30 protein-coding genes are annotated in these 22849 nt (G+C 69.8%); 13 read left to right on the forward strand and 17 right to left on the reverse strand.

Annotated features, from left to right (window positions below):
- Window positions 1-543 carry a PadR family transcriptional regulator gene (locus IE173_RS12130; RefSeq protein WP_191283760.1) on the reverse strand — a complete coding sequence of 181 codons (543 nt, stop codon included), beginning with the start codon at window positions 541-543 and terminating at the stop codon, window positions 1-3.
- A gap of 53 nt (window positions 544-596) precedes the next feature.
- Here IE173_RS12130 and IE173_RS12135 point away from each other — a divergent pair, with 53 nt between their 5' ends.
- From IE173_RS12135 to IE173_RS12145, 3 genes are read left to right on the forward strand one after another with little or no spacing between them, the layout of a single operon-like run.
- Window positions 597-1007, forward strand: a complete 411-nt coding sequence (locus tag IE173_RS12135; protein ID WP_191283761.1) for a hypothetical protein — start codon at window positions 597-599, stop codon at window positions 1005-1007.
- Window positions 1008-1016: 9 nt separating this feature from the next.
- Entirely contained in the window at window positions 1017-1937 is a 921-nt protein-coding gene (locus IE173_RS12140; RefSeq protein WP_191283762.1) for an ATP-binding cassette domain-containing protein, read from the forward strand.
- On the forward strand, window positions 1934-2743 hold the full coding sequence (locus tag IE173_RS12145) for an ABC transporter permease (protein ID WP_191283763.1): 810 nt from the start codon (window positions 1934-1936) through the stop codon (window positions 2741-2743). The genes IE173_RS12140 and IE173_RS12145 overlap by 4 nt, the downstream gene beginning before the upstream one ends.
- A gap of 3 nt (window positions 2744-2746) precedes the next feature.
- Here the strand turns inward: IE173_RS12145 and IE173_RS12150 are convergent, their stop codons facing one another.
- Window positions 2747-3058 (reverse strand): hypothetical protein, encoded by a 312-nt coding sequence (locus IE173_RS12150; RefSeq protein WP_191283764.1) that lies wholly within the window; start codon window positions 3056-3058, stop codon window positions 2747-2749.
- Between the two features lie 46 nt (window positions 3059-3104).
- On the opposite strand from IE173_RS12150, the gene IE173_RS12155 reads away from it, so the two are divergent.
- Window positions 3105-3509, forward strand: coding sequence for a DUF1801 domain-containing protein (locus IE173_RS12155; protein ID WP_191283765.1), 405 nt, complete (start codon window positions 3105-3107; stop codon window positions 3507-3509).
- A 4-nt stretch (window positions 3510-3513) separates the two neighbouring features.
- On the opposite strand, the gene IE173_RS12160 is transcribed toward IE173_RS12155, so the two are convergent.
- Window positions 3514-4530 (reverse strand): LacI family DNA-binding transcriptional regulator, encoded by a 1017-nt coding sequence (locus IE173_RS12160; protein WP_191283766.1) that lies wholly within the window; start codon window positions 4528-4530, stop codon window positions 3514-3516.
- Between the two features lie 153 nt (window positions 4531-4683).
- On the opposite strand from IE173_RS12160, the gene IE173_RS12165 reads away from it, so the two are divergent.
- The 4 genes from IE173_RS12165 to IE173_RS12180 all read left to right on the forward strand — a co-directional run bounded on the left by IE173_RS12165 (window position 4684) and on the right by IE173_RS12180 (window position 9016).
- Window positions 4684-6030 (forward strand): ABC transporter substrate-binding protein, encoded by a 1347-nt coding sequence (locus tag IE173_RS12165; protein ID WP_191283767.1) that lies wholly within the window; start codon window positions 4684-4686, stop codon window positions 6028-6030.
- 123 nt (window positions 6031-6153) lie between these two features.
- Window positions 6154-7284, forward strand: coding sequence for a carbohydrate ABC transporter permease (locus IE173_RS12170; protein WP_191283768.1), 1131 nt, complete (start codon window positions 6154-6156; stop codon window positions 7282-7284).
- The gene (locus tag IE173_RS12175; protein WP_191283769.1) at window positions 7281-8216 is read left to right on the forward strand and encodes a carbohydrate ABC transporter permease; all 936 of its coding nucleotides are present in this window, start codon (window positions 7281-7283) and stop codon (window positions 8214-8216) included. The genes IE173_RS12170 and IE173_RS12175 overlap by 4 nt, the downstream gene beginning before the upstream one ends.
- Window positions 8216-9016 carry a hypothetical protein gene (locus IE173_RS12180; RefSeq protein WP_191283770.1) on the forward strand — a complete coding sequence of 267 codons (801 nt, stop codon included), beginning with the start codon at window positions 8216-8218 and terminating at the stop codon, window positions 9014-9016. The genes IE173_RS12175 and IE173_RS12180 overlap by 1 nt, the downstream gene beginning before the upstream one ends.
- 12 nt (window positions 9017-9028) lie before the next feature.
- Here the strand turns inward: IE173_RS12180 and IE173_RS12185 are convergent, their stop codons facing one another.
- The 12 genes from IE173_RS12185 to purD are packed head-to-tail and all read right to left on the reverse strand — an operon-like array spanning window position 9029 to window position 17133.
- On the reverse strand, window positions 9029-9253 hold the full coding sequence (locus IE173_RS12185; RefSeq protein ID WP_229842075.1) for a hypothetical protein: 225 nt from the start codon (window positions 9251-9253) through the stop codon (window positions 9029-9031).
- Window positions 9254-9274: 21 nt separating this feature from the next.
- A complete protein-coding gene (locus IE173_RS12190) occupies window positions 9275-9730 on the reverse strand; it encodes a DUF3817 domain-containing protein (RefSeq protein WP_191283772.1) in 456 nt (151 codons plus the stop codon).
- A complete protein-coding gene (gene purQ / locus IE173_RS12195; protein ID WP_191283773.1) occupies window positions 9727-10425 on the reverse strand; it encodes a phosphoribosylformylglycinamidine synthase subunit PurQ in 699 nt (232 codons plus the stop codon). Before purQ ends, IE173_RS12190 begins: the two co-directional genes overlap by 4 nt.
- Window positions 10422-10667 carry a phosphoribosylformylglycinamidine synthase subunit PurS gene (purS, locus tag IE173_RS12200; protein ID WP_191283774.1) on the reverse strand — a complete coding sequence of 82 codons (246 nt, stop codon included), beginning with the start codon at window positions 10665-10667 and terminating at the stop codon, window positions 10422-10424. The genes purQ and purS overlap by 4 nt, the downstream gene beginning before the upstream one ends.
- Before the next feature lie 42 nt (window positions 10668-10709).
- Window positions 10710-11285: a nucleoside/nucleotide kinase family protein gene (locus IE173_RS12205; protein WP_191283775.1), complete on the reverse strand. Its 576-nt coding sequence runs from the start codon at window positions 11283-11285 to the stop codon at window positions 10710-10712.
- Window positions 11282-11944 (reverse strand): SGNH/GDSL hydrolase family protein, encoded by a 663-nt coding sequence (locus IE173_RS12210; protein WP_191283776.1) that lies wholly within the window; start codon window positions 11942-11944, stop codon window positions 11282-11284. The genes IE173_RS12205 and IE173_RS12210 overlap by 4 nt, the downstream gene beginning before the upstream one ends.
- Window positions 11941-13068: a serine hydrolase domain-containing protein gene (locus tag IE173_RS12215; protein WP_191283777.1), complete on the reverse strand. Its 1128-nt coding sequence runs from the start codon at window positions 13066-13068 to the stop codon at window positions 11941-11943. The genes IE173_RS12210 and IE173_RS12215 overlap by 4 nt, the downstream gene beginning before the upstream one ends.
- Before the next feature lie 48 nt (window positions 13069-13116).
- Window positions 13117-13953 carry a VOC family protein gene (locus IE173_RS12220; RefSeq protein ID WP_191283801.1) on the reverse strand — a complete coding sequence of 279 codons (837 nt, stop codon included), beginning with the start codon at window positions 13951-13953 and terminating at the stop codon, window positions 13117-13119.
- A 43-nt stretch (window positions 13954-13996) separates the two neighbouring features.
- Window positions 13997-14512, reverse strand: a complete 516-nt coding sequence (locus IE173_RS12225; protein WP_229842076.1) for a GNAT family N-acetyltransferase — start codon at window positions 14510-14512, stop codon at window positions 13997-13999.
- Window positions 14513-14546: 34 nt separating this feature from the next.
- A complete protein-coding gene (locus IE173_RS12230; protein WP_229842077.1) occupies window positions 14547-14996 on the reverse strand; it encodes a GNAT family N-acetyltransferase in 450 nt (149 codons plus the stop codon).
- Complete coding sequence (locus tag IE173_RS12235) at window positions 14993-15874, reverse strand: phosphoribosylaminoimidazolesuccinocarboxamide synthase (RefSeq protein WP_191283778.1); 882 nt, start codon at window positions 15872-15874, stop codon at window positions 14993-14995. Before IE173_RS12235 ends, IE173_RS12230 begins: the two co-directional genes overlap by 4 nt.
- Window positions 15871-17133, reverse strand: coding sequence for a phosphoribosylamine--glycine ligase (gene purD / locus IE173_RS12240; protein ID WP_191283779.1), 1263 nt, complete (start codon window positions 17131-17133; stop codon window positions 15871-15873). The genes IE173_RS12235 and purD overlap by 4 nt, the downstream gene beginning before the upstream one ends.
- 52 nt (window positions 17134-17185) lie before the next feature.
- Between purD and IE173_RS12245 the strand changes: the two genes are divergently transcribed.
- From IE173_RS12245 to IE173_RS12255, 3 genes are read left to right on the forward strand one after another with little or no spacing between them, the layout of a single operon-like run.
- The gene (locus IE173_RS12245; protein WP_191283780.1) at window positions 17186-17944 is read left to right on the forward strand and encodes an HtaA domain-containing protein; all 759 of its coding nucleotides are present in this window, start codon (window positions 17186-17188) and stop codon (window positions 17942-17944) included.
- Window positions 17941-18315: a sterol carrier family protein gene (locus IE173_RS12250; protein ID WP_191283781.1), complete on the forward strand. Its 375-nt coding sequence runs from the start codon at window positions 17941-17943 to the stop codon at window positions 18313-18315. Before IE173_RS12245 ends, IE173_RS12250 begins: the two co-directional genes overlap by 4 nt.
- Entirely contained in the window at window positions 18312-18590 is a 279-nt protein-coding gene (locus tag IE173_RS12255) for a potassium transporter Trk (protein WP_191283782.1), read from the forward strand. The genes IE173_RS12250 and IE173_RS12255 overlap by 4 nt, the downstream gene beginning before the upstream one ends.
- A gap of 9 nt (window positions 18591-18599) precedes the next feature.
- Here the strand turns inward: IE173_RS12255 and purF are convergent, their stop codons facing one another.
- Window positions 18600-20057, reverse strand: coding sequence for an amidophosphoribosyltransferase (purF, locus tag IE173_RS12260; protein WP_191283783.1), 1458 nt, complete (start codon window positions 20055-20057; stop codon window positions 18600-18602).
- A gap of 118 nt (window positions 20058-20175) precedes the next feature.
- On the opposite strand from purF, the gene purM reads away from it, so the two are divergent.
- Complete coding sequence (purM, locus tag IE173_RS12265) at window positions 20176-21282, forward strand: phosphoribosylformylglycinamidine cyclo-ligase (protein WP_191283784.1); 1107 nt, start codon at window positions 20176-20178, stop codon at window positions 21280-21282.
- Between the two features lie 49 nt (window positions 21283-21331).
- On the opposite strand, the gene IE173_RS12270 is transcribed toward purM, so the two are convergent.
- Window positions 21332-21541, reverse strand: a complete 210-nt coding sequence (locus tag IE173_RS12270; protein ID WP_191283785.1) for a DUF3073 domain-containing protein — start codon at window positions 21539-21541, stop codon at window positions 21332-21334.
- A 114-nt stretch (window positions 21542-21655) separates the two neighbouring features.
- On the opposite strand from IE173_RS12270, the gene IE173_RS12275 reads away from it, so the two are divergent.
- Window positions 21656-22780 carry an NAD(P)-binding domain-containing protein gene (locus tag IE173_RS12275; RefSeq protein ID WP_191283786.1) on the forward strand — a complete coding sequence of 375 codons (1125 nt, stop codon included), beginning with the start codon at window positions 21656-21658 and terminating at the stop codon, window positions 22778-22780.
- Window positions 22781-22849 lie beyond the last annotated feature (69 nt).

Raw genomic sequence — 22849 nt, forward strand, 5'->3', positions numbered from 1 at the left:
TCAATCCGGAAGCGCGTCAAGCGTCGCGAGGGTCTCGTCGGCCCAGGCGATCGCGGCGCGGGCGGAGTGCTCCCCGGCGGAGATGGTCATCAGCCAGTAGGGCCGCTGCGGCAGGTGATCGGGCTCCGCCTCGGTCGCGCGACGGGCGGTCGCCAGGTGGTCGAGCATCGCGAGGGCCTGGCTGCGGGCGTCGGCGACGAGCTCGCGGCAGGCCGCCGCCCCGAGCACGCTGCCGAAGAACAGCCGCAACAGCATCCCGTTGCGGGGCGGCGTCGATGTGGGGGTTTCGCGCATCAGCTCGACGAGACGCGCGCGGCCTGCGGCGGTGAGGGAGTGCACGTTCGACCCGCTGCGGTCGCCCTCGTCGGCAGCGACCAGGCCGTCGGCGCGCAGCCGGGCGAGCGCGGGATAGATCTGCCCGAAGCTCTCGCTCCAGAAGGCGCCGAGATGCACGCGGATCGCGTCGCGCAGGGCGTATCCGGTCATCGGCTCGATGCTCAGCGCCGCGAGCACCGCGAGGTCGGTCTGGGTCGAACGTGGCATTCCGCCATCATATCTGGTAGAGATAGTCATATATCTCCCAGAGAGGCCCCGTCATGTCTGACCCCACCGCCATCACGCGCGTCGCGGCGACCGTCGCGCTCGTGCTCTTCGCCCTGCTCATCGTCTTCCAGCTCGCGCTCGCGCTTGGCGCGCCGTGGGGCCGCGCCGCTTACGGCGGGCAGAACACCGGGGTGCTGCCGATGCAGTTCCGCGTCGCGAGCGCCGTCGCAGTCGTCGTCTGGGCCGCCATCGCCCTCGTCGTCGCCCGGCGGGCGGGGCTGCCGGTCTGGTCGCCGCTCCCCGTCGCGTGGCTGCCGGTCGTCGTGTGGATCGTTGTCGGGCTGCTCGTAGTCGCGGTCGTGATGAACGCCATCACCCCGAGCGGGCTCGAACGCGCGATCTGGCTGCCCTTCACGCTGCTGCTGCTCGCTTCCACCCTGACGGTGGCCATCACCGCCCGCTAGCGTGGGCCTGTGAGCACAGGACAAACCCTCGTCTTCGACGGGGTGACCAAGCACTTCGGGCCGGTCGCGGCCGTCGAAGGTCTCGACTTCACCGTCGAGCCGGGGCGGGTCACCGGATTCCTCGGACCGAACGGCGCCGGCAAGACCACGACGCTGCGGATGCTGCTGGGCCTGGTCGCGGCGACGAGCGGCACGGCGACCATCGGCGGCAAGGCCTACCGCGACCTCGAGAACCCGATGCGCGTCGTCGGCGCTTCCCTCGAAGCCGCGTTCCACCCCGGCCGCTCGGGCCGCGCCCACCTCGCGGTCACCGCGGCGGCGGCCGGCATCCCGCGCGACCGGGTCACCGCGGTGCTCGAACAGACCGGCATGGCGCCGTACGCCGACCGCCGGGTGGGTGGGTACTCGATGGGGATGCGGCAGCGGCTCGGGCTCGCGACCGCGCTGCTCGGTGATCCGGGCGTGCTCGTGCTCGACGAGCCCATCAACGGCCTCGACCCGGAAGGCATCCGCTGGATCCGTTCCTTCCTGCAGGCGCTCGCCGCCGAGGGACGCACCGTCCTCGTGAGCTCGCACCTGCTCAGCGAGGTGCAGCAGACCGTGGATGACGTTGTCGTCATCGCCGGCGGAAAGCTGCGCTACGTCGGCACGCTCGCCGCCCTCGAAGGCACGTCGACCGCCAACGGAAGCGTCGTCGACACCCCTGACCGGGCCGTGTTGATCGCCGCGCTCGAGGCCGCCGGGCACGACGTTCGCGTCGAGGCCGAGGGTCTCGTCGTCGAACTGGCCCCGGTCGAGGTCGGCCGGATCGCCCTCGCCGCCGGCGTCGCGCTGAGTGCCCTCGCGGCATCCGGTGCCGGACTCGAGGACGAGTTCCTCGCGCTCGTCGCCGATCCCGAGCGCGCCGCGGAAGGAGGGCGGCAGCGATGACCTTACTGCGCGCCGTCTCGGCCGAGTTCCTCAAGATCCTCACCACGCGCCTGTGGTGGGTGCTCGCGCTCATCCTGTTCGGATACGTCGGCTTCAGTGCCGCCGCGATCGCCTTCTTCCTCAGCATCACACCGGAACAGCCGGGCATGGTGATCCCCGACGACTTCCTCGCCCCGCTCGTGTACAGCATGGCCACGGCGACCGGATACGTGTTCCCGATCATCTTCGGGGCCATGTCGATCACCTCCGAGGTGCGTCATCGCACGATCGGCACGGTGTTCCTGGCGACGCCGACCCGTTCGGTCGTGCTCGCCGCGAAGGCGGTTGCGGGCCTCGTGCTCGGCGCGGTGTACGGCGTCGTCGGGCTCGCCGCCTCGGTCGGTCTGGGCGCACCGGTACTCGCCGCGACCGGTCAGGAGACCCTGCTCGCCGACGGCGACACCTGGCTCATGCTGGGTCGCATCGTGCTCGCGATGGCCCTCTGGGGCCTGGTCGGCGTCGCGCTCGGCGTGCTGATCCCGAGTCAGATCGGCTCGATCGTCACGATCATCGCCTTCACCCAGTTCGTGGAACCGATCCTGCGCACGGCCGCCGCGTTCGCCGACTGGCTCGGCGAGGTCGCCAAGTTCCTGCCGGGATCCGCGGGAGACGCCCTGGTCGGGGCCAGCTTCTTCTCGGTGTTCGCCGGCACGAGCGGGGGTGTCGCTCCGCTCGAGTGGTGGCAGGGCGGCCTGGTGCTCGCCGGCTACGCCGTGCTGTTGGGCGCGATCGGCGCGGCGACCACGTGGCGGCGCGACGTCACCTGAGCGTCAGAACGGGATGCGCACCGTGACCGCGACCGGTCCCGAGCCCGCGGGTTCGACCGGATCGACGGCGACGACCTCGAAGTCGACGAGGGTCGGAGGCGTCGCCTCGAACTCCGCGTCGGTCATCTCCCAAACGAACTTGCCCTCGAAGGCATCCATGAAGTCGAACGCGTCGCCCGCCTTCGGATACACGCCCTTCTGATCCTCGAGTTGGCCGAGACGGTAGGCGATCACCGTGGCGAAGCGCTCCCGCAGCCCGGGTTCGGGGCCGCCGTCCTCGGCGGCGACGTCGACGGTGTACGCGTAGGCAGACATGACGACGAGGGTACCGACGCGCGGCGCTCGCGGGTACCCTCCGAGCATGGCGATCCAGACGAAGCCGACGGATGCCGACGTCACCGCCTTCCTCGACGCGGTGCCCGATGAGCGACGCCGGGCCGAAGGCCACGCGATGCGCGACCTCTTCGAGCGGGTCACCGGCGAGAAGGCCGTGATGTGGGGCCCGTCGATGGTGGGATTCGGCTCGTACCACTACCAGGGCAAGTCGAGCAGCGGAGACTGGTTCGTCGTGGGGTTCTCGCCCCGCAAGGCCGCGCTCACGATCTACGGCGTGTACGACGACTACGGCCCCGTCGAGCCGCTGTTCGCCGACCTCGGCCCGCACGAGACCGGCAAGGGATGTCTCTACCTGAAGCGTCTCGACGCGGTCGACGGCGACGTTCTCGAACAGCTCGTGCGTCGAGCCTGGGAGAAGCGCACGGCCTGAGACGTCAGGACGGCGGTGGGGCGGTGGTACTCGTGCGCACCACCAGATCGATCGGGATGTCGATCGCGCGCGGTGGCAGGTCGGCGTCGACATCCGTCATCGCCCGCATCACGAGGTCGACGGCCTGCTCACCCTGTTCGCCGGGCCGCTGGCGCACCGTGGTGAGACCGAACATCGCGGCGTAGGGGTGATCGTCGATGCCGACGACCGACAGTCCGGACGGCACCACGATGCCGAGTTGACGCGCGGCGGTGATCGCCCCGATCGCGATCTCGTCGCACCCCGCCACGATCGCCGTGGGGCGAGACTCCGGATCGGCCAGCAGAGCCATCGCCGCCTCGTAGCCGCCAGGCACGCTGAAGGTGGTCGGTCGGAAGTCGTCGGGATGCTCGATCCCCGCGTCATCCAGCGCGGCCCGGAAGCCGGCGAGCCGACGGGCGTGGACGTGGAAGTCCAGCTGGGCGTCGAGGTCGCCGCCGACGTGCACGATGCGGGTGTGGCCGAGACCGATGAGGTGCCGGGTGGCGAGCCTGCTGGCCTGCTCGTCGTCGATGCACATCGTGGTGATGCCGGGGATCGCTCCGCCGATGCCGACCGCCGGCCGCCGGAGGGCCTGGATCAGTTGCACCTCGCTGGGGGCCAGCTCGACGCCGACGCAGACGATCGCGTCGACGCGTTTGCGCACCAGGAAGTAGTGGAACAGTCGGCTGCGTTGTTCCGGTTCCGAGGGGAGACGGAACAGGGTGAGGTCGTAGCCGGCCTTGATCAGCGCGCCCTCGATCCCTTCGAGCACCTCGGCGAAGAACCAGCGGTTGATGAACGGGGTGATCACTCCGACGTTCTTGGTGCGTCCGGTGACGAGGCTGGCCGCGGTCGACGAGACGACGTAACCGAGTTCGGCCGCGGCCGCGGCCACCCGTTCTTTGGCCGCGGGTGAGACGTGGGCCGCTCCGCTGAGCGCGCGCGAGGCGGTCGCCTTCGACACGCCGGCGCGTCGTGCGACTTCTGCGAGCGAACTCATGGTCTCTTCCCGATGCGGGTTGGAATCGATTGCAGCATAGCGGACACCCGCAACCGAATCGAGAGCAGAAAACGCTTGCACCGGGCTCACATGTCGCTTACCGTGGTGCTGGAATCGGTTGCGAAGCCGGTTTCACATCCCAGCACCACTTCAATGTCAACCCTCAATGAGGAGGAAACAGTGCGTTCACTTTCGAACCGTCGTTTGCTCGCCACCGCTGTCGCCCTCGGCACCACGAGCCTCGTGCTCGCCGGCTGTTCGGGCGGCGGAGGCACGGCGACTGGCCCCGGCGACTACGGCGATGCCGACGGCGTCGTCACCATCTACGGCACCATCGCCGACACCGAGGCCGACCTTCTCAACGAGTCCTGGGCGGACTGGGAAGAAGAGAACGGCATCGACATCCAGTACGAATCCTCGAAGGAGTTCGAGGCTCAGATCGGAAGCCTGGCGCAGGCGGGCAACCCGCCGGACCTCGCGATCTTCCCGCAGCCCGGTCTGCTCGGCGATCTCGCCAGCCGCGGCTATGTGCAGCCCGCGCCCGACAGCGTCGCCGACAACGTGGCCGAGGGCTGGAACGAAGACTGGGCCGCCTACGGCACCGTTGACGACGTGCTGTACGGCGCGCCGCTCATGGCCAGCGTCAAGGGCTTCATCTGGTACTCGCCGTCGCTCTTCGAGACGAACGGATGGGAGATTCCCGAGACGTGGGACGACCTGCTCGCTCTGACGCAGACGATCGCCGACTCGGGTGTCACCCCGTGGTGTGCGGGCTTCGGCTCGGATGCCGCAACCGGCTGGCCGGGAACCGACTGGGTGGAGGACCTCGTCCTGCGCCAGGCCGGCCCCGAGGTCTACGACCAGTGGGTCGCGCACGAGATCCCGTTCAACGACCCGGCGATCGCTGCGGCGTTCGACTCGGTCGGTGACATCCTGCTCAACCCGGAGTACGTCAACGCCGGCTTCGGCGACGTCGTCACCATCAACAGCACCCCGTTCGCCGACCCGGCGACGGCGCTCGTTGACGGCAGCTGCGTCCTGCACCACCAGGCCTCCTTCTATGACGGCTTCATCACCGACGCGGGTGGCACGGTCGCCGAGGATGGCGACATCTGGGCCTTCATCACCCCGGCCGAAGAGGCCGGCGGAACGGCTGTCACCGGTGGTGGCGAGATCGTCGCCGCCTTCAGCAACGACGAAGACACCATCAAGGTGCAGGAGTACCTCTCGAGCGCCGACTGGGCCAACAGCCGGGTCTCGCTCGGCGGTGTGATCAGCGCCAACAAGGGCCTCGACCCTGACAACGCGTCGAGCCTCATCCTGACTCAGGCGATCGGCCTGCTTCAGGACCCGAACACCACCTTCCGTTTCGACGCTTCGGACCTCATGCCCGGCGCCGTGGGAGCTGGAACGTTCTGGACCGGCATGGTCGACTGGATCAACGGCACGCCCACCGAAGAGGTGCTCGACGCCATCGAAGCCAGTTGGCCGAGCGAGTAATCGCTTGACCGTGGCGGGCTGCTCGGTGCAAGCCGGGCAGCCCGCCCCTGTACCCGTGTGCCCGCGAGGCGCACCCGAGTACTGTCGAAACACCGTCGTCAGCGTTGACCACGAAAGGCGATCATGAAAGATCTGCTCGGCTGGATCGGCACTCTCCCGCCACTGGCACAGATCCCCATCGTCGTGGGGCTCTTCCTGGCGGCCGCCGTCGCCATCGTTCTGTTGATCGAGGTCGCACCCCGACCCGGTCGCAAGTTCACCATCATCCGGTTCGCGGCCTGCCTCGTGATCCCGGCCATCGTCTTCCTGCTGCTGGGCTCCGTGTGGTGGGCGGTCGCCGCCGCGGTCGTGCTCGGCGGGCTGTTCTTCCTGCTCGACTACCGCAGCCGCCAGGGCAAGGGCTACCTCTTCGCGTTGGTCGGCTTCCTCGCCCCGGCGGTCGTGCTCCTGCTGATCGGCCTGGTCTACCCCTCGATCCAGACGATCTTGCTGTCGTTCCAGAGCAACCGCGGCAACTGGATCGGGTTCGACAACTTCGTCTGGATCTTCAGCCAACCCCACAACCTCGTGGTCATCCGCAACACGATCATCTGGGTGCTCGTCGTTCCCGCGTTCTCGACGGCGCTGGGTCTCGCCTACGCCGTCTTCATCGACAAGTCGCGCGGTGAGAAGTACTTCAAGATCCTCGTGTTCATGCCGATGGCCATCTCGTTCGTCGGGGCGAGCATCATCTGGCGCTTCGTCTACGCCTACCGCCCCGAGGGCGAGAGCCAGATCGGCGTGCTGAACGGCATCGTGACACTGTTCGGCGGCGAGCCGGTCAACTGGCTGCAACAGGTGCCGCTCAACAGCTTCCTGCTCATGGTGGTCTTGATCTGGGTGCAGACCGGTTTCGCGATGGTGATCCTCTCCGCCGCGATCAAGGGCGTTCCCATCGAGCAGGTCGAGGCAGCGCAGCTGGATGGCACCAACGCCTGGCAGCGGTTCACGAACGTCACCATCCCGGCCATCCGGCCCTCGATCATCGTGGTGCTGACGACGATCTCGATCGCGTCGTTGAAGGTCTTCGACATCGTGCGCACGATGGGCCTGGCCTATCCCGATACCGGCGTCATCGCCAACGAGATGGTCACACTTCTGCAGAAGTTCGAGTCGGGCCGGTCGGCGGCATTCGCCGTCGTGCTGTTCCTTCTCGTGCTGCCGATCGTGATCTACAACGCACGTCAGATCCAGAAGACACGGGAGATCCGATGACCACCTCCATGACGGCCAATCCCGCACTCCCCGAGTCGGCCGTGAAGGCGGTCGCCCGGCGCACCAAGCAGCGGCTCACCAGCCGCGGCGCGACGATCGCCGCCCTCGTCATCGCCGTGCTGTGGACGGTGCCGACGGTGGGGCTGTTCATCACCTCGATCCGGCCCGAGGTGGAGACGCAGCGCTCCGGCTGGTGGGAGATCTTCATCAACCCCACCGTGACGCTCGAGAACTACGAGGCGGTGCTGTTCGGCCGCGACAGCCTGCTCGGGCCGTTCTTCAACTCGATCGCGATCTCGATCCCGGCAACCGTCTTCCCGCTGGTCATCGCCTCGTTGGCCGGGTATGCGTTCGCCTGGATGAAGTTCAAAGGCCGCGACGTCATCTTCGTGCTGGTGTTCGCCCTGCAGATCGTGCCGATCCAGATGGCGCTCGTTCCGCTGCTCTCGCTGTTCTCGCGGGGCATCACGGTCGGCGACGGTGTGCTCTACGAGGGTCTGCGCAACGCCGGCCAGTTCTCGCAGGTGTGGATCGCGCACACCATCTTCGCGCTGCCGTTGGCGATCTTCCTGCTGCACAACTTCATCAGCGAGATCCCCTCCGACGTCATCGAGGCGGCACGGGTCGACGGCGCGAGCCACGGGCAGATCTTCTTCCGCATCGTGTTGCCGTTGTCGATGCCGGCGATCGCGTCGTTCGCGATCTTCCAGTTCCTCTGGGTCTGGAACGATCTGCTCGTCGCATTGATCTTCGCCAACGGGGCGGCGGCTCCCATCACGAGGGCCTTGGCCGAGCTCACGGGTGAGTTCGGGCAGAACGCCGAGCTGTTGCCGGCGGGAGCTTTCATCTCGATCCTGGTTCCGCTCATCGTCTTCTTCGCCCTGCAGCGCTACTTCGTGCGTGGACTCCTCGCGGGGTCGACCAAGGGCTGATGGCGATCGACCTGGCGGCATTCGCGCAAGAGCGCGGATGGCAGTACCTGGCGACCGCGCCGCCACCGACGATCGAGGGGGCGGTGTTCGGGGCCCTGCTGGATGCCGTGGTCACCGACAACGTCGTCGCGTCCGGGCCGATCCCCTTCGAGGTCGGCAACGTCGCAGGCCAGGTCGGCGGCACCCGCACCGAGAAGTTCGGCAAGGTCACCGTCACGATGAGACGACGCACGAGCGCCCGCAGTGACCACGGGTATGTCGGCATCCGCCTGCCGCGCGCGCTGCCGCACTTCGTCGTCGACGCTCACGCCAACGGCTCGAGCCTGCCGATCCCGCTCGACCGCAAGCAGCGGGTCTCCCTCGAGGGCGACTTCGATGAGCACTTCGCGCTCTACGCTCCGGCCGGCTATGAACGGGATGCCCTCTATCTGTTCACCCCCGACGTCATGGCGCTGCTCATCGACGAGACGGGTGACCTCGATGTCGAGGTGGTCGGGGATCGACTGACCATCTACTCACCGCACCTCTTCGACCTGCGCGACCCGGCGGTCTGGGAGCGGCTCGAGCAGATCGTGCGGGTGCTCGGTGCGAAGGCGATCGATCAGGCGGAGAACTACTCCGACCCCCGTGCCGCCGGAACCGACAGCAACGTCGCCCCCGCCGGTCGCCGCCTCGACCAGGGCTTCCTCAGCCGGCGAGGCGTGTGGTGGTCGCTCGTGCTGCTCGTCGCGATCCTCATCGTGAGCCTGGTGATCACCATCGCCGGCATCTTCGGGTCGTTCGCCCTCGGGATGATGTGACGCCGACCGGCGTCAGCCCCGGTCGAGACCGAAGGTGTGCTTGACGAGAGCCTGCACGCCGCGGTCGAGCCCGTCGACGCGCTGCTCGAGCAGGTCGAAGCGGCCGAGCATCTCGCTCCGCAGCCCCCCGATCTCGGAGCGGATCACGCGAATGAAGAGCGTCGAGACGATCGTGAACATCCCGAAGAGTGCCGCCGCGAAGACGCCGATGAGGACCCATACCTGTGGCTCGGTCACGGTCAGCACCCTCCCAGTATCTCAGCGACCGCCGGGCGGGCCGAGGGCGAGCAGGGTCGCGAAGATCGCGACGAGCAGCACCGCGAAGACGGCGATGAGCACCGCGGGGCGCCGCACGAACCAGCGCACGAGCGCGTCGAGCGGGGTGCGATCCGGGGATGCCGGATCGGGCTCGCGCCGCCACGCGCCGTCGAGCTTGCCGCGGCGATCGAGGGCGAGGTCGACCGGAACGGTGGCGTAGGGCACGATCGCGCTCGCGACGGCGAGCACGACCAGACCCGGCTGCCAGCGCCGGTCGATGCCGACGAGCAGCGCGACGCCGGCGTAGGCGAGGAAGACGAACCCGTGGATGCCGCCGCCGATCGTCACCCCGAGCGCCCATCCGGTGGTGGCGCGCAGGATGAGCCCGGCGATCAGCAGCGTCCAGGTGACGGCCTCCGCGATCGCGACGACGCGGAACAGCAGACGAGGCGTCACGCGCGAGCGAGGGTGTGCTGCAGAACGCTCGTGAAGAACGTCAACCCGTCGACGCCCGACCGCATCGCCTCGTCGGTGTCGGGGCCGAAGCCCGGCTCGACCGCGTGCTCCGGGTGCGGCATCAGCCCGACGACGTTGCCGCGCTCGTTCGTCAGGCCCGCGATGTCGTTCAGGGAGCCGTTCGGGTTGAGCCCGGTGTAGCGGAACGCGACGAGCCCCTCGCCTTCGAGGCGCGCCAGCGTCTCGGCGTCGGCGATGAACCCGCCTTCACCGTTCTTGAGCGGCACGGTGATCTCCTGACCCTGCGTGAACCCGTTGGTCCACGCGGTCGAGGCGTTCTCGACGCGCAGCCCTTGGTCGCGGCAGATGAAGTCGCCGTGGTCGTTGCGGATGAGACCGCCGGGCAGCAGGTGCGCCTCGACGAGCACCTGGAAGCCGTTGCAGATGCCGAGCACGGGCATCCCGGAATTGGCCGCGTCGATCACCTCGCGCATGATCGGCGAGCGCGCAGCGATGGCTCCGCAACGCAGGTAATCGCCGTACGAGAACCCGCCGGGCAGCACGATCGCGTCGACGCCCTTCAGGTCGTGGTCGCCGTGCCAGAGGGCGACCGGCTCGGCACCGGCGATGCGCGCGGCGCGCTGGGCGTCACGGTCGTCCAGCGAGCCGGGGAAGGTGACGACGCCTATCTTCACGCGACGGTGACCTTGACGACGTCTTCGATGACCGAGTTGCTGAGCATCTCGTGCGCGAGCTTCTGCGCCTGCTCGAGCACGGCATCCGTCACCTCGCCGTCGACGGTGAGCTCGAAGCGCTTGCCGATGCGCACATCGCTGAACGGGTGCCCGCCTTCGCGACGCAGCGCCCCGGCGACGGCCTTACCGGCCGGGTCGAGCAGTTCCGCCTTGGGCATGACCTCGACGACGATCGTGGGCAACGGAACTCCTTGGCGAGAAGAACGAGTGGGGATGCGGCCAGCTTACGCGGCGCCCTCGCGCACGATGTCGTCGGCACGGTGTGCGGTCCCGCTCACAAGCGCGGCATTCGGGTCGTCGGAGCGGGCGACCCAGGCTTCGGCCTCGGCGGGGGTCTTTCCGAACGCGATGTGCCGGGCGATGAGCCGTTCCCGACGGAGGCGATCGTCGGGGGCGAGGAAGATCACCCGGTCGAGCAGCGGACGCACCCGCTCCCAGCCGTCTCGGTCGTGCAACAGGTAGTTGCCCTCGACGATGACGATGCGGATGTCGGCTCCGATCTCGATCGCGTCGGGGACGGGCTCCTCGATCGTGCGGTCGAACCCGGGGGCGGTGACCGGGCCGGGTTGCCGCAGCCGCTCCAGCGTCGCGACGAACCCGTCGACGTCGAAGGTGTCGGGAGCGCCCATCCGGTCGCGGCGACCGAGGCGCACGAGTTGGGCCTGCGGCAGGTGGAACCCGTCCATCGGCAGCACGCCGACCCGCTCACCGAGGCGGGTGAGGCGCTCCTGCTCGGCGGCGGAGAAGGTGCTCTTGCCCGCACCGGGGGCTCCCGTGATGCCGAGCAGGTACCGGGTCATGGCGTCAGGGTCGCGACGATCGAGGCCGCGATCGACGCGTAGCCGGCACCGTCGGGGTGGAAGCCGTCGGAGGACACCGACCGACCGTCGAAGCCGGGGGTGAAGTCGACGAGGTGCTGGTCGGCGACCTGTTCCGCGATCCGGGCGAGACCGGATGCCTGGGCGCCGAGGGCGCGGCGCAGCGGCTGCGGCAGCACGGCGAAGTCGCCGAAGACCGGAGGTCCGACGACGACCACGCGCCCCTTCGGGCTCACGGCGACGAGGCGGTCGATCAGCGCGCCGAGGTCCCGGGCGAACGCGCGACCCGAGCGGAGCTTCAGCGCGTCGTTCCAGCCGACCATCAGCACGGCGACATCGGCCGGGCCCCCGGCCGCTTCGTCGATGTGGTCACGCAGCACGGCGGCGGCGGTGGCGCCGTTGCGACCGACGACTCGCCAGCGCGCTCCGAGCAGTCTGCCGAGCCGGCCGGGCAGGGCGTCGTCGAGCGAGTCGGCACCGGTTCCCACGGCCGTCGAATCGCCGACGACGATGAGGCGCAGCTTCCCGTTGCCGCCGACGCGCTCGCCGGCGGGTTCCGGCAACAGCGGCGTACTGCGCCGCAACCGGGTCGCCTGCGCGAGCACGATCGGCGCGAGTGCCACCGCCAGGGCGCGGCTCACGGCGACACCGTCTCGGTCGGTGCGGGGGTGGCGGAGCCGTCGGCATCCTCGGTCGGCGCCCAGATCTGCCACAGCGCGTCGGCGAGCCCGAACCGGTTCGCGGCGTGCCCGTTGCACATCACCACGATCGTCGTCTCCCGATCGGCGGACACCGTGAAGGTCGTGATGTAGCCGCCCAGTCGCCCGTTGTGGTTGAGGCTGCCGTCGGCCTCGATGTCCATCCCGGCCGCGTAGAACTCACCGGTGCCCTCGTCGACGGCGCCGACCGCGAAGTCGTCCTGGATGAGGTCGCCGGCACGGTATTGGTCGCCCCACCGCGCCAGCTCCGAGGGTGTGGTGATGATGCCGAACGCGCCATATGCCGTCCACCCCGACGGCTGGAACTGGTCGGTGTCGTCGTAGGACAGCGCCACGTCGGGGGCCACCAGGCTCGGGGAGAGTTCCATGTCGAGGCCGAGCGGCGTGAAGATCCGCTCGGCGAGGAAGGCCGGCAGAGCTTGCCCGCTCACCCGGGCGACGACCTCGGCGAGCAGGACGTAGTTCGAGTTGGAGTAGCTGTAGCCCGATCCGGTCTCGAGCCGCGTCAACTCGCGGATGGCGTCGAGGACACGCCCGTGGTCGGCCGGATCGCTGAAGCCGATCCCGTCTTCGTCGAGCTCCGACCAGTAGTCGGGCACCCGGCTGGTGTGGTGCATCAGCTGGTCGAGGGTGACCGTGCGGCCCCAGGCGGGGAGCCCGTCGACGTAGCGGCCCACCGGGTCGGCGAGCGACAGCGCACCGTCGCGCTGCAGCATGAGGATGGCGGTCGCCGTGAACTGCTTCGCGACGGATGCCATGTCGAACCGGGTCTCGGTGGTCACCGGGGTGCCGGTCGCCAGGTCGGCGATGCCGGTCGCCCCCGCCCAGACGACCTCACCGCGCACCGCGACGGCGCCCGAGCAGCCGGGTCGTTCCGCGTCGACGAGTTCGGTGACCGCGGCGTCGCTCAGCAGGATGCGCTTGTCGGTCGAGAGGCTGTGAAGGCGCGGCCCGATCGTCAGCGTGGGCGGCGTCGCGGCGCACCCGGCGAGCAGCGCGAGGGCCGACAGGCATGCGACGACCGATGCGAGCCGCGAGGTGTGCACCGCACCACGCTACCTGCGACGAGACGGTCTCGACACGCGCCTGCGGCGCTACTCGACCACCGATGTGGTGACGCGGATGAGGTTCGCCCAGGGGTCGTCGAACTCGACGGTGTGCCCGTCGTCGCGAATCGGGATGCCGTAATGCGTCATCCGCTCGCCGAGCGCCCCGAGGTCGTCGGCTGTGGGCAGCTCGATGTCGACCCGACCGAGGCCGAGGGTGCGTTGGCGGCGGCCGGCGCCGCGGGAGTTCCACACGTTCATCGCCATGTGGTGGTGGTAGCCGCCCGCGCTCACGAACACCGCCGACCCGGCAAGCTCCGCGGTGGCCGCGAAGCCGAGGCGCTCGACGTAGAACTCGCGGGCGGTGGCGACGTCGCCGACCGAGAGATGGATGTGGCCCACCCGCGCATCCCCGAGCCCCGGCCCCGCGAGACCCTCTTCCGTGAGGTTCTGCTGCAGAAAGGCGTTCGGGTCGAGGTAGAGGGTGCTCATCTCGATGGTGCCGTGCGTCCAGCTCCATTCGGAGCGATCGCGGTCCCAGTACAGCTCGACGCCGTTGCCTTCCGGGTCGTCGAAGTAGAACGCCTTGCTGACGAGATGGTCGCTCGACCCCGTGAAGGTGCCGGGATGCCGCTGCGCGACCGAGTACACCGCTGCGGCGAGGGCGGCCTCGCTGTCGAACAGGATCGCCGTGTGGAACAGCCCCGCCTCACGGGGTGCCGCGTGCCGCAGTTCGGGGGAGTGTTCGAGCACCACGACCGCGCGTGCGCCGCGACCGAGCGCGACACGCGGCCCGGAGGCGTCGAGCAGGTCGAGGCCGACGGCATCCCGGTAGTACGCCGTCATCGCGTCGAGGTCGGCGACGTTGAGGGTCACCGCCCCCATGGTGGTGTCGGCGGCGAGCAGGTCGGAAGAAGGTGTCACGTCATCATTCAACCGTCGAACCCGCGCCGCGATTCCCCGCCGGCTTCGCGAGGTGCGCGACCCCGTCGACGGATCGCTCGAGCACGTAGCCGGCGTTGCCGTAGATGCGCAGGTTGCGCGAGCTGCGCGCCCCGGTGAAGAGCACGAGCCGCGCTACGCCCGTCGGCGCGTGCTGCTCGATCCAGCCGAGCAGAAAGCGTCCGAGACCCCGGCCGGCGAGGTCCGGGGCGACCATCAGTCGGCCGATCTCCCAGGCGTCACCCGCGACCTTGCCCCGCACCGAGCCGACGAGTCGCGGACCGTCGCGCACCACCCAGGTCTGCTGTTCGGCGATGCCGCGTTCGACATCGTCGAGCGACTCGTGGAGAGCCGGGATGGCGAGGGTGTCGTTGGCGAGGGCCTCGGCCACCCAGCACGCGCGCTGCAGCACGAGGAGTTCGGGTGCGTCGCCGGCTTCGGCACGCGCGATCCGCAACCCGGCGAGCCCGGGGGCGTCGAGGTCGGTCGGCGACTCGTCCACGGTCTCGACGGTACTCGGGCCTCCGGGCGACCGCTCAGAGCCGCTTCTCGTAGCAGCGTGAGAGCGCCGAGCCGGCGTAGTGCCCGAAGTTGGGGATGCGGGTGTACCCCTCACGCTCGTAGAACCGCATCGCGTCGGGCTGCTCCTCGCCGGTCTCGAGCACGAGCCGGTTCCAGCCGCGGGCGCGTGCCGCCGTCTCGAGGGCACGCAGGATCGCGGTCGAGACGCCGGTGCCACGGTGTGCGGGCTCGACGTACATCCGCTTGATCTCGCCGTGCTCGTCATCGAGGGCGCGGAGTCCTCCGCACCCGACGGGCAGGTCGCCGTCGTAGGCGACGAGGAACAGGGTCATGTCCGCAGCGCTCGGCAGGATGCCCGGCTCGGAGTCGGGCCGGCCGTACCGGGCATCGAGCTCCTCGCGTTGCCGGTCGCGCAGGCCGACACCGTCGGCGTGGGCCCACGCGACCTCGCGGATCTCGATCACGCCAGGGTGAACCGGTCGACGAGCTCCTGGTAGCGGGCGGCGGTGCGTTCGACGATCTCCGCGGGCAGCTCGGGCGGCTCGCCCGTGCGGTCCCAGTTCGCGGCGAGCCAGTCCCGCACGATCTGCTTGTCGTACGCCTCCAGGCGGTTCATGCCGCCGGCGGCATACGTCTCGGCATCCCAGTACCGGCTGGAATCGCTCGTCAGCACCTCGTCGGCGAGCACGGGGTGATCGCTGCCGGCGTCGCGTCCGAACTCGAACTTCGTGTCGGCCAGCAGCAGTCCGCGATCCTCGGCGACCGCGGAGGCCGTGGTGAAGATCCGCAAGCTCGTCTCGCGCAGCGCTTCGGCATCCGCGGCTCCGACGATCTCGACCATCCGCTCGAAGGTGATGTTCTCGTCGTGTTCGCCGAGCGGCGCCTTGAAGGCGGGCGTGAAGATCGGCTCGGGCAGCTTGTCGCCCTCCTGAAGGCCGGCGGGCAGCGGGATGCCGCACACGCTCTGCGACGCCCGGTACTCGGCCCAGCCGGAGCCGGCCAGGTAGCCGCGCACGACGCACTCGACCGGGTACATGTCGAGGGTGTGCACGATCATCGTGCGCCCCGCCAGTTCCGGAGGAAGGTGCTGGCCGAGCGAAGGATGCGCCGCCGCCAGGTGGGTCGGCTCACCGAGCCGGCCGAACCACCAGAGGGAGAGCTGGGTGAGCAGCGCCCCCTTGCCCGGGATGCCGGGCGAGAGGATGTGGTCGAACGCGCTCACCCGGTCGGAGGTGACGACGAGAAGCCGCCCGGGGTGCGCGTCGGACTCGTAGAGATCGCGCACCTTGCCGGAGTAACGGTGGCGCCAGCCCAGAGCTTCCAGGCGCGAGTCGATGGTCATGTGACCCTCTCTGCGATGTCGCGACGGTAGTGCCCGCCGTCGAGGTGGATGCCGGCGAGCGCCCGGTAGGCGGCGTCCCGTGCGGCGGTGAAGTCGGTGGCGCGCGCGACGACGCCGAGAACGCGGCCGCCGGTCGCGATCAGCCGGTCACCGTCGCGCCACGTCGCGGCATGGGCGATCGTGACCCCCGGCGGCAGGGCGGCGTCGACTCCGGTGAGCTCACGACCGGTGACCGGCGACTCCGGGTAGCCCTCGCTGGCGAGCACGACGACGACGGCGGCGTCGGGTGAGAACTCGGGGTCGGGCCGGTCGGCGAGCTGCCCCGTCGCCGCGGCGAGCAGCAGCCCCGAGAGCGGCGTGACGAGCCGCGGCAGCACGACCTGGGTCTCGGGGTCGCCGAAGCGCGCGTTGAACTCGATGACCCGGATGCCGCGGTCGGTGATGACGAGGCCGCAGTACAGCAGCCCGACGAACGGGGTGCCTTCCGCCTCGAGGGTGCGCACGGTGGGCAGTGCGATGGTGCGGCGCACCTCGTCGACGAACGCGGCCTCCGAACCGAACCGGTCGGCGAGCCACGGCAACGGGGAGTACGCCCCCATGCCGCCGGTGTTCGGCCCGGTGTCGCCGTCGCCGACGCGCTTGTAGTCCTGAGCCGGACTGAGCGGCAGCACGTCGTGGCCGTCGGCGAGGAAGAACAGCGACACCTCGGGGCCGCCGAGGTACTCCTCGACGAGCACCCGGCCCTGCTGGAGGTAGTAGGCGGCGTGGGCGAGCGCGGCCTCCCGGTCGGCGGTGACGATGACGCCCTTGCCGGCCGCGAGCCCGTCGGCCTTCACGACGTGGGGTGCGCCGAGGTCATCGAGCGCGGCCGCCACCTCGTCGAGCGTCGCGGCGTGCACCGCGCGCCCGGTCGGAACGCCCGCGACGTCCATGATGCGCTTCGCGAAGGTCTTCGAGCCCTCGAGCGCCGCCGCCGCCTTGTCGGGGCCGAACACCGGGATGCGGCGCTTGCGCACCGCGTCGGCGACGCCCGCGACGAGCGGCGCCTCCGGCCCGATCACGACGAGGTCGAACGCGTTGTCGGCGGCGTACCCGGCGACGAGCTTGCCGTCGGAGGCATCGAGGGCGACGGTCTCGACGTCGGCCGCGATACCGGCGTTGCCGGGGGCGGCGACGATCGTGTGCCCGGCATCCTCCGCGAGCAGCGCGGTGACGATGGCGTGCTCACGAGCGCCGGAACCGAGAACCAGGATGCGCACGGTCCCAGCGTACCCACGGCGCCGAGGGCGTCTCGCCGGGCAGGATGGAGGCATGCGCCGCACCTTCGCCGCCCTCGCCGTCGGGCTCCTGACGGCGCTGCCCGCCGGTGCGGCATCCGCGGCCCCCACGCAGGCCCCGGGATGCGACGTCGTCACCGCCGAGCTGACGTGGGGATTCAAGGAGTCGTTCCGCGCCTACATCGACGGCTCGATCGCGAACGGCGAGTGGACGGTCGCCGACGGGGCGACCTACGACACTCCCGACTTCGGGTTCCCGGCCGAGTCGGGCCGCGTCGACCCGCGGCAACCGAACGGATCGATCGCGTTCGCCGGCTCGGTGCGTTTCACCGGGCACGGCGGCATCCTCGACACCACGGTCGCCCGCCCGGTCGTGGTGATCCACCCCGACGGCACCGGCGTGCTCCTGCTCGACGTCAGCGGGCCGACGATGGAGGGCGATCAGGTCTCGGTCGTCGAAGCCGAGTTCCTCGACATCGACCTCACCGGGCAGAACCTCACCCCCGTCGACGGGGTCATCAGGATCGACGCCGCGCCGACCACCCTCACCTCCGACGGAGCCGTCGCCTTCCCCAATTACGAGGCGGGGACGGCGTTCGATCCGATCACCGTCGTCGCCGACGTGGGCGACTGCGACCTCACCGGGCAGCCGATCGGCACGGACACCACCGGCGACACCGACACCGCCGGTGAGGCGGGGATGCCGTGGTTGTTGCCTGCGATCGGAGTCGCCGCGGTCGCGGTGGGTGCTCTCGTCGTCGCACTGATCGTCACCCGCCGGCGCCGGCCGTGAGCATCCGCCGGCGCATCGCCTCCGTCGAGGGGGTGGCGGCCGTCCGCGCCGTGCTCGCGGGCGCCGACGATCGCACGACGGTCGCCACCGCATCCCGCTATCTCCTCGAACAGCTCGCCGACGAGGCCGAGGGGCACACCGTCGAGGTGCGCGTGCCGCCGTTCGGCGCGGTGCAGGCGGTCCCCGGCCCCCGGCACACCCGCGGCACCCCGCCGAACGTCGTCGAGATGGATGCCGCCACCTGGATCGCGCTCGCCACCGGCTCGCTCGGCTGGGACCAGGCGATCGCCGATCTGCGGGTCACGGCATCCGGTCAGCGCGCGACGCTCGCCGAGCACCTCCCGCTGCGGTGGGAGACAATGGAGCCATGAGCGAGTCCGAGGTCAGCATCCGCCGCGCCCCGCGCATCGGCGTCTTCCTCGCGTTCGGCGCGATGCTCGGCGCCGTCGTCACCCTCGTGCTCACGAGCCTGTTCCCGCCCGACCCCGCGGTCGGATTCCTCGCGACGTTCGCCTACTTCTGCCTCTACGGCATCCCGGCCGGGATCGTGCTCGGCGGACTCGTCGGCCTCGTGCTCGATGCCCTCTCGAGGCGCCGCACCCGCACCGTGACCGTCGCCCACGACGAGATCACCGACGGCGAGTAGCGCTCGCGGTCAGGACGCCTGGTTCGACTCGACCCAGGCGAGATACTCGTCGGTCACCGTGCCGGTCACGTAGTCGCCGGTGAAGCACGACATCTCGAGGCTCTCGATGTCGGAGCCTTCGAGGATCGCCGCCTGCATGTCGGCGACCTCCTGGTAGATCAGGTAGTCGGCACCGAGGACGGTCGCGATCTCGGGGATCTTGCGGCCGGCCGCGACCAGCTCGTGGCGGGTCGGCATGTTGATGCCGTAGACGTGCGGGTAGCGCACCGGAGGCGCGGCCGAGGTGAAGGTCACCGAGTTGGCACCGGCCTGGCGGGCCATGTCGACGATCTCCTGGCTCGTCGTGCCGCGCACGATCGAGTCGTCGACGATGAGCACGTTCTTGCCCTTGAACTCGCTCGACATCGCGTTGAGCTTCTGCTTGACGCTGCGCCGGCGCTGCTCCTGCCCCGGCATGATGAAGGTGCGGCCGACGTAACGGTTCTTGTAGAACCCCTCGCGGTAGGGGATGCCGAGCTTCTGCGCCACCTGCATCGCCGCCGGGCGTGACGAGTCGGGGATCGGCATGACGACGTCGATCGCCCCCGACGGGGTGTACTTCGCGATCGTGTCGGCGAGCCGGTCGCCGAGCCGCAGCCGGGCCTCGTACACCGAGATGCCGTTCATCACCGAGTCGGGGCGGGCGAGGTAGACGTACTCGAACGAGCACGGGATGAGCACCGGGTTCTTCGCGCACTGGCGGCTGAACATCTCGCCGTCGCGGGTGATGAAGACCGCCTCACCGGGGGCGACGTCGCGCACGAACTCGTAGCCGTCGGATTCGAGCACGAGCGACTCGCTCGCGACGATCCACTCGTAGCCGACGAGGCCCGCGGGCTTGCGGCCGAGCACGAGGGGGCGGATGCCGAACGGGTCGCGGAAGGCGAGCAGCCCGTGGCCGGCGATGAGCGCGATCGAGGCGTACGACCCTTCGACCCGTTCGTGCAGCCGCTCGATGGCGTCGAACACCTGGTCGGGGTCGAGCGTCGTGCCGCGCACCTGCTGCTGCAGCTCGTGCGCGAAGACGTTGACGAGGATCTCGGTGTCGGAGTCGGTGTTGAGGTGCCGCCGGTCGACGCTGAACAGTTCTCGCGACAGTTCGCGGGTGTTGGTGAGGTTGCCGTTGTGCACGAGCACGATGCCGTAGGGCGCGTTCACGTAGAACGGCTGCGACTCCTGCTCCTTGTTGGCATCCCCGCGCGTCGTGTAGCGCACGTGACCGAGACCCATCGTGCCGAGCAGGCTGCGCATGTCGCGCGTGCGGTACGCCTCGCGCACCTGGCCGCGGGCGCGGTGCATGTGGATGATGCTGCCGTCGGCCGTCGCGATGCCCGTCGAATCCTGCCCGCGGTGCTGCAGCAGACCGAGCGCGTCATAGACCTGCTGGTTGACCGGGTTCGCGGAGACGATGCCGACGATGCCGCACATGGTTTGCGGTGACTCCCGGGAGGTTGCATGAGGTACCGGGCAGGTACGTCTCAGTGTCCCACAGGTGAACGGGTGTCGGCGGGCTCAAGGCCGTCGCGCATCCCGATACCCTGAATCCGTGGCCACCACCTCGACCGACCCCTATGCGGATGCCGGCGTCGACACCGCGGCGGGCGACCTCGCAGTCGAGTTGATGAAGGCGGCGGTGAGCCGAACCCACACCTCCGACGTGCTCGGCGGCGTCGGCGGCTTCGCCGGGCTGTTCGACGCCTCGGCGCTGCTGTCGTTCACGCGCCCGCTGCTGGCCACCAGCACGGATGGCGTGGGCACGAAGGTCGCGATCGCCCAGGCCCTCGACGTGCACGACACGATCGGCCAAGACCTCGTCGGCATGGTCGTCGACGACATCGTCGTGGTCGGCGCGAAGCCGCTGTTCATGACCGACTACATCGCCTGCGGCAAGGTCGTGCCCGAGCGCATCGCCGCGATCGTCACGGGCATCGCGAACGCGTGCGCGGCGACCGGCACGGCGCTCGTCGGCGGCGAGACAGCCGAGCACCCCGGACTGCTCGGCGAGCACGACTACGACGTCGCCGGCGCCGCGGTCGGCGTGGTCGAAGCGGATGCCGTGCTCGGCCCCGAGAAGGTGCAGCACGGTGACGTGGTGGTGGCGATCTCGTCGAGCGGACTGCACAGCAACGGCTTCTCGCTGGTGCGGCACATCCTCGCCGAGCGGAAGCTCGCGTTCACCGACGACGCTTCCGAGTTCGGCGGACCCGTCGGCACGGCGCTTCTGGAGCCGACCCGGCTGTACACCTCACCGCTGCTGCGCGTGATCGACGAGATGCCCCACGCCGTGCACGCGCTGTCGCACGTCACCGGAGGCGGCATCGCCGCGAACCTCGCCCGCGTCGTGCCGCCGGGAGCCTGGGTCGAGGTCGACCGCTCGACCTGGAGCCCGCAGCCGGTCTTCCGCATCCTCGCCGACTGGGGTGGGCTCTCGCTCGAAGACACCGAGGGCACCTGGAACCTCGGCGTCGGCTTCCTCGCCGTGGTGGCGCAGGATGCCGCATCCGCCGTGACGCACGCCCTCACCGCGGCGGGCCTGCCCGCGTGGGTGGTCGGCCGCGTCACCGTCGGCGCACGCGAGCTCGACGGGTTCGTGCAGGGGGCGAAAGGCGTCGACGGCGGCGCCGTACGCCTCGTCGGCGCGTACGCCGGCTAGGGTCTCGACACGCGCCTGCGGCGCCACTCGACCACCGCGGAGCACCGCGTCAGGCGGTCTTGGACTCCGGCTCGTCGAGCTCGTCGTCGTCGGTGTCGACCTCGTCGACGATGTAGTCGGCCCACTTCTCGAGGTCTTCCTCGAGGCGGGGGTTGCCACCGAGCTCCTGTTGCAGAGCGGTGTAGTTCGTGTCAGGACTGAAGTACTTAAGGTCCCGCGCCACCTTGGTGTGCTTCGCCTTCTGACGGCCGCGCCCCATGCGTGACCCCCTCGATCTCAGGTTGCGAATTGGGAAAAAGACTGTCGCGAAGTCTATCACGCAAGGCTTCCTCACCCGTCGGGGCCGCCGCAAGCGGCAGGTAACGTTGACCGGGTGACCGAGAGCGACATCGACACCTCGGTCGTGGTCGTCGGCGCGGGGCAGGCGGGGCTCTCGGTGGCCTACTACCTGCGGCGTCTCGGCCTCGACCCGGGCAACGAGTTCGTCATGCTCGATCGCGGCCCGGGAACCGGCGGGGCCTGGCAGTTCCGCTGGGAGGCCCTCCGGCTCGGCTACGCGCACAAGGTGCACGACCTCCCCGGGATGGATGAACTCGGCGTGAGTTTCGACACCGCCGACAAGTCGCTCCCCGCGAAGGATGTCGTCGCCGACTACTACGCGCGCTACGAGGAGCACTACGGACTGCAGGTCGTGCGTCCCGCGGACGTGACCCGCGTCGAGATGACCGCCGAGGGGTTCGTCGTCGACTTCGAGGGCTCGTACGGGCAGCGCGAGGTCTCGTGTCATGTGCTGGTCAACGCGACCGGCACCTGGGGAGCGCCGTTCGTGCCGTACTACCCCGGCATGAAGGAGTTCCGCGGCCGCCACCTGCACACGGCCGAGTACAAGGATGCCGAGGAGTTCCGCGACCAGAACGTCGTCGTCGTCGGCGGCGGCACGAGTGCGATCGGATTCCTCATGGAACTCGAGGAGGTCGCCGCCTCCCTCACCTGGGTCGCCCGCCGGCCGATCGAGTTCCTCGAGGGGCAGGACCTCAACATCGAGGGCGGCGTCTCGGCCGTCGCTCTGCAGGATGAAGCCGCGCGCGAGGGCCGGGTGCTGCCGAGCATCGTCAGCACCACCGGGGTGCCGCGCAGTCGCCGCATCCAGGCCGCCATCGACCGCGGGCTGCTGGTCGCGCGCCCGATGTTCTCCAGCATCGAACCGGATGGCGTGCGCTGGTCGAACGGCGCGTTCCGGCCCGCCGACGCGATCATCTGGTCGACCGGTTTCCGCCCGGAGCTGCGGCACCTCGCTCCGCTGAAGCTGCGGGAGAAGTCGGGGGGCATCGTCGTCGGCAAGAACGTCTCGTGGAAGAACCCCCGCCTGTTCTTCGCCGGCTACGGACCCACGGCATCCACGATCGGCGCGAACCGCGCCGGCCGGGCCATCGCCCGCCAGGTCGTCGCGACGCTCAGCACCCTCGCCGACGAGCGGCGGCGCACGCCCGGCTTCTGAGGCACCTCGCGGCGCGGGACGAAAGGCTCTTGTTCCGCCGGCACCCCCTTGCTATCCCTGGAGCACCGC

The organism is Pseudolysinimonas yzui (assembly GCF_014653215.1).
GTDB classification, from domain to species: Bacteria; Actinomycetota; Actinomycetes; order Actinomycetales; family Microbacteriaceae; genus Pseudolysinimonas_A; species Pseudolysinimonas_A yzui.